The organism is Streptomyces kebangsaanensis (assembly GCF_001906585.1).
Classification (GTDB): domain Bacteria; phylum Actinomycetota; class Actinomycetes; order Streptomycetales; family Streptomycetaceae; genus Streptomyces; species Streptomyces kebangsaanensis.
Window position 1 is genome coordinate 60,397 of the sequence record NZ_JUJA01000154.1, and the last position, 4,239, is coordinate 64,635.

6 protein-coding genes are annotated in these 4,239 nt (G+C 70.0%); all 6 read left to right on the plus strand.

All coding sequences use genetic code 11. The features are described from left to right. Positions 1-38: 38 nt before the first annotated feature. On the plus strand, positions 39-584 hold the full coding sequence (rimM, locus tag RH94_RS25350) for a ribosome maturation factor RimM (RefSeq protein ID WP_073950253.1): 546 nt from the start codon (positions 39-41) through the stop codon (positions 582-584). Further along, positions 581-1,414 (plus strand): tRNA (guanosine(37)-N1)-methyltransferase TrmD, encoded by an 834-nt coding sequence (gene trmD, locus RH94_RS25355; protein WP_073950255.1) that lies wholly within the window; start codon positions 581-583, stop codon positions 1,412-1,414. Before rimM ends, trmD begins: the two co-directional genes overlap by 4 nt. 134 nt (positions 1,415-1,548) lie before the next feature. Beyond that, positions 1,549-1,899 (plus strand): 50S ribosomal protein L19, encoded by a 351-nt coding sequence (rplS, locus tag RH94_RS25360; protein WP_073950257.1) that lies wholly within the window; start codon positions 1,549-1,551, stop codon positions 1,897-1,899. Positions 1,900-1,944: 45 nt separating this feature from the next. Then, positions 1,945-2,676, plus strand: a complete 732-nt coding sequence (gene lepB, locus RH94_RS25365) for a signal peptidase I (protein WP_073950259.1) — start codon at positions 1,945-1,947, stop codon at positions 2,674-2,676. Then, the gene (gene lepB, locus RH94_RS25370) at positions 2,669-3,760 is read left to right on the plus strand and encodes a signal peptidase I (protein ID WP_073950261.1); all 1,092 of its coding nucleotides are present in this window, start codon (positions 2,669-2,671) and stop codon (positions 3,758-3,760) included. The genes lepB (RH94_RS25365) and lepB (RH94_RS25370) overlap by 8 nt, the downstream gene beginning before the upstream one ends. Then, positions 3,648-4,239, plus strand: a 592-nt coding sequence (gene lepB, locus RH94_RS44565) for a signal peptidase I (protein ID WP_234426041.1), incomplete at its 3' end; no start/stop codon positions are given. The genes lepB (RH94_RS25370) and lepB (RH94_RS44565), both read left to right, overlap by 113 nt.

A 4,239-nucleotide genomic window follows, 5' to 3' on the forward strand; every position in this document is an offset into this window, starting at 1 on the left:
CCCCGGCCCGCAGCCGTTACGACAGGAGATTTGGACACGTGCAGCTGGTAGTCGCACGGATCGGCCGCGCCCACGGCATCAAGGGCGAGGTCACCGTGGAGGTACGTACCGACGAGCCGGAACTCAGGCTCGCCCCCGGCGCCGTACTGGCCACCGACCCGGCAACCGCCGGGCCGCTGATCATCGAGACGGGCCGCGTGCACAGCGGCCGTCTGCTCCTGCGCTTCGAGGGCGTGAACGACCGCAACGCCGCCGAGGCCCTCCGCAACATCCTCCTGATCGCCGAGGTCGACCCGGAGGAGCTTCCCGAGGGCGAGGACGAGTACTACGACCACCAGCTGATCGACCTCGACGTCGTGACCGAGGACGGCGCGGCGGTCGGCCGGATCACCGAGATCTCCCACCTGCCCTCCCAGGACCTGTTCATCGTCGAGCGCCCGGACGGCAGCGAGGTCATGATCCCCTTCGTCGAGGAGATCGTCACCGAGATCGACCTGGAGGAGCAGCGTGCCGTCATCGCCCCGCCACCGGGCCTGATCGACGACCGAGCAGAGGTGGCTTCGTCCAGGGACGACAGCGCATGAGGCTCGACGTCGTCACGATCTTCCCCGAGTACCTGGAACCGCTGAACGTCTCCCTCGTCGGCAAGGCACGCGCGCGTGGACAGCTGAACGTGCACGTGCACGATCTGCGCGCGTGGACGTACGACCGGCACCACACGGTCGACGACACGCCCTACGGCGGCGGCCCCGGCATGGTGATGAAGACCGAGCCCTGGGGCGACGCCCTCGACTCCGTCCTCGCCGACGGTTACGAGAACGGCTCCCACGCGCCCGCGCTCGTCGTCCCGACGCCCAGTGGCCGCCCGTTCACCCAGGAACTCGCCGGCGAGCTCTCCGCGCGCCCCTGGCTGATCTTCACGCCCGCCCGCTACGAGGGCATCGACCGCCGGGTCATCGACGAGTACGCCACCCGGATGCCCGTCTACGAGGTGTCCATCGGCGACTACGTCCTCGCCGGCGGGGAGGCGGCGGTCCTGGTCGTCACCGAGGCCGTGGCCAGACTGCTTCCCGGCGTGCTGGGCAACGCCGAGTCGCACCGCGACGACTCCTTCGCGCCCGGCGCCATGGCCAACCTCCTGGAGGGCCCCGTCTACACCAAGCCGCCCCTCTGGCGCGGCCGCGGCATTCCCGAGGTGCTGCTCAGCGGCCACCACGGGAAGATCGCCCGCTGGCGCCGCGACGAGGCCCTCAGGCGTACGACGGCCGGCCGGCCCGACCTCATCGAGCGCTGCGACCCCAAGGTCTTCGACAAGAAGGACCGGGAGATGCTGTCCATCCTGGGCTGGGCACCGGACCCCGACGGCGAGCCGTACGGCAGATTTTGGCGCAGGACCGAGGGCGTGGAAGAATAGGCCGCTGCTGTGCGCCGTCCGGCGTGCGCCCCTGCCACAGGGGGACAGGACGTCCGCCCCGACCCGCACAGCGTTGATCCCGAACCTCTAGTTCCCGTTGATGACCTGTGGCATCAGCGAAGAAAGCAGACGAAATGTCTCACCTGCTCGACACCGTCGACGCCGCGTCGCTCCGCGAGGACATCCCGGCCTTCCGCCCGGGTGACACCGTCAACGTCCACGTCCGCGTCATCGAGGGCAACCGCTCCCGCGTGCAGCAGTTCAAGGGCGTGGTGATCCGCCGCCAGGGCTCCGGCGTGCGCGAGACCTTCACCGTCCGCAAGGTCTCCTTCTCCGTCGGCGTCGAGCGCACCTTCCCGGTGCACACCCCGATCGTCGAGAAGATCGAGCTGGTCACCAAGGGTGACGTGCGCCGCGCCAAGCTGTACTACCTGCGCGACCTGCGCGGCAAGGCCGCGAAGATCAAGGAGAAGCGCGAGAGCTGAGCGCCTTCCGGGGTTCAGAGCGGGGCCGGATACCATTCGGCCCCGATGGACACCGAAGCACGGCCGACGGAGCGCGACCGCTCCTCCCGCCCCTCCGACGCCGGACCCGAGCAGGCTCCGGGAACGTGGGGGCCGGAGGACCGGTCGCGTTCGGCGTTGGTGGCGCGGATCACCGAGTGGCTCCCCGGTGGGCGGATCACCCTGACCGCGCTGACCTGCCTGGTCTTTCTGCTGCTCCTCAGCACGTTCGTGGTGCAACCGTTCCAGATTCCGAGCGGCTCCATGGAGCAGGGATTGAGGATCGGGGACCGCGTTGCCGTAAACAAGTTGGCGTACCGTTTCGGTGCCGCGCCGCGGCGCGGCGATGTCGTCGTGTTCGACGGAACCGGGTACTTCGGGGACGCCGACTACATCAAACGCGTTGTGGGTGCGGGGGGAGACCGTGTGGTCTGCTGCGACAAGGACGGGAGGATCCGGGTGAACGGCCGGTCGGTCGACGAGTCGACGTTCCTCTACCCCGGTGACCGCCCCTCCGCGGTGCCGTTCGACGTCGTCGTGCCCGACGGCACCCTGTTCGTCCTCGGTGACCACCGTGGCGACTCCAGCGACTCCCGTGACCACCTGGGCTCGCCGGGCGGCGGCATGGTTCCGGTCGGCCGTGTGATCGGCCGGGCGGACTGGATCGTCTGGCCCGCTGACCACTGGACCCGCCTGCAGCGCCCCGACGCCTACGCGCGCGTGCCCGCCGCCGGCCCCGTGGACGGCGCCCATGGGTAACCGCGGCAGGCCGCGCGGCGTCTCCGCCGACGCCGCCGACAACCTCCTGCCCACCGGGGCGCGGCGCGCCGCCAGTCCGGCCGGCGGCCGGACCCGCGCGGAGCGGCGCAAGCTGCAGCGCAAGGTCAAGCGCAGGCGCAGGCGCTCCGCGATCCGGGAGATACCGCTCCTCGTCGGCGTCGCCGTGCTCATAGCCCTGGTGCTGAAGACCTTCCTCGTACAGGCCTTCGTGATCCCGTCGGGCTCCATGGAGCAGACCATCCAGATCGGCGACCGGGTCCTGGTCGACAAGCTCACCCCGTGGTTCGGCTCCAAGCCGCAGCGCGGGGACGTCGTCGTCTTCCACGACCCGGGCGGCTGGCTGGCCGGCGAGCAGACGGTCAAGAAGGACGACCCCGTCGTCGTCAAACAGGTCAAGCAGGGCCTCACCTTCATCGGCCTGCTGCCCTCCGACGACGAGAAGGACCTCATCAAGCGGGTCGTCGGCGTCGGCGGTGACCACGTCAAGTGCTGCGACGCGCAGGGCAGGGTGACCGTCAACGGCGTTCCCCTGGAGGAGGGGGACTACCTCTATCCGGGCAACGCCCCCTCCAACACCCCGTTCGACATCACCGTCCCCCGGGGCCGGTTGTGGGTGATGGGCGACCACCGGGACAACTCCGCCGACTCGCGCGCCCACCAGGACACCACGTACGGCGGCACGGTCCCGGAGGACTCCGTGGTGGGGCGTGCCATGGTGATCGGCTGGCCCGTCGGCCGCTGGTCCATGCTGAAGGAACCAAAAACCTTCTCGACGGTGTCCGACGCGGCGGCAGGGTCGACCGCCGCTCCCCGGGTGTCGCATAGGGTTGCCCAGGACGGTCCGAACGGACTGGTTCAGCTCCCGAGTCCTGCGGAACTCCCGCTCGTTATGGGAGTGGTGGGCCTGCGTCGGGCATGGCGCGGGCGGCGGCACGGAGTAAGGAGTTGGCGTGGGGGATGTGGCGGTTGGCGCACGGTCCGGGCACGACGGCGAGGAGCACCGCGGACACCCCGTGGAAGCAGCGAACCGGGCTGCGGACAGCGCCGTGACCTCCGGAAGTGAGAGCGAAGCGGCCGAGGACGGCACAGTGACGGAACACAGGCGCGGCGGTGACCGGGGGAGCGGCGACGGCAGCCCGCAGGGGACGAAGCCGCGCTCCTTCTGGAAGGAGCTGCCCATCCTGATCGGTATCGCGCTGGTGCTGGCGCTGCTGATCAAGACCTTCCTCGTACAGGCGTTCTCGATCCCCTCGGACTCGATGCAGAACACCCTGCAGCGGGGCGACCGGGTCCTGGTCGACAAACTGACCCCGTGGTTCGGCTCCCAGCCCGAGCGCGGTGAGGTCGTCGTCTTCCACGACCCGGACAACTGGCTGGCCGGCGAGCCGACACCCACGCCCAACGCGCTGCAGACGGTGCTCAGCTGGATCGGCCTGATGCCGTCCGCCGAGGAGAAGGACCTCATCAAGCGGGTCGTCGGCGTGGGCGGCGACACCGTGGAGTGCAAGAACACCGGCCCGCTGCTGGTCAACGGCCACGCGC

Bases quoted from the DNA above. Each gene is read 5' to 3' on its own strand.
- trmD (WP_073950255.1), top strand. From the start codon at position 581: ATGAGGCTCGACGTCGTCACGATCTTCCCCGAGTACCTGGAACCGCTG.
- rplS (WP_073950257.1), top strand. From the start codon at position 1,549: ATGTCTCACCTGCTCGACACCGTCGACGCCGCGTCGCTCCGCGAGGAC.
- lepB (WP_073950259.1), top strand. From the start codon at position 1,945: ATGGACACCGAAGCACGGCCGACGGAGCGCGACCGCTCCTCCCGCCCC.
- lepB (WP_073950261.1), top strand. From the start codon at position 2,669: ATGGGTAACCGCGGCAGGCCGCGCGGCGTCTCCGCCGACGCCGCCGAC.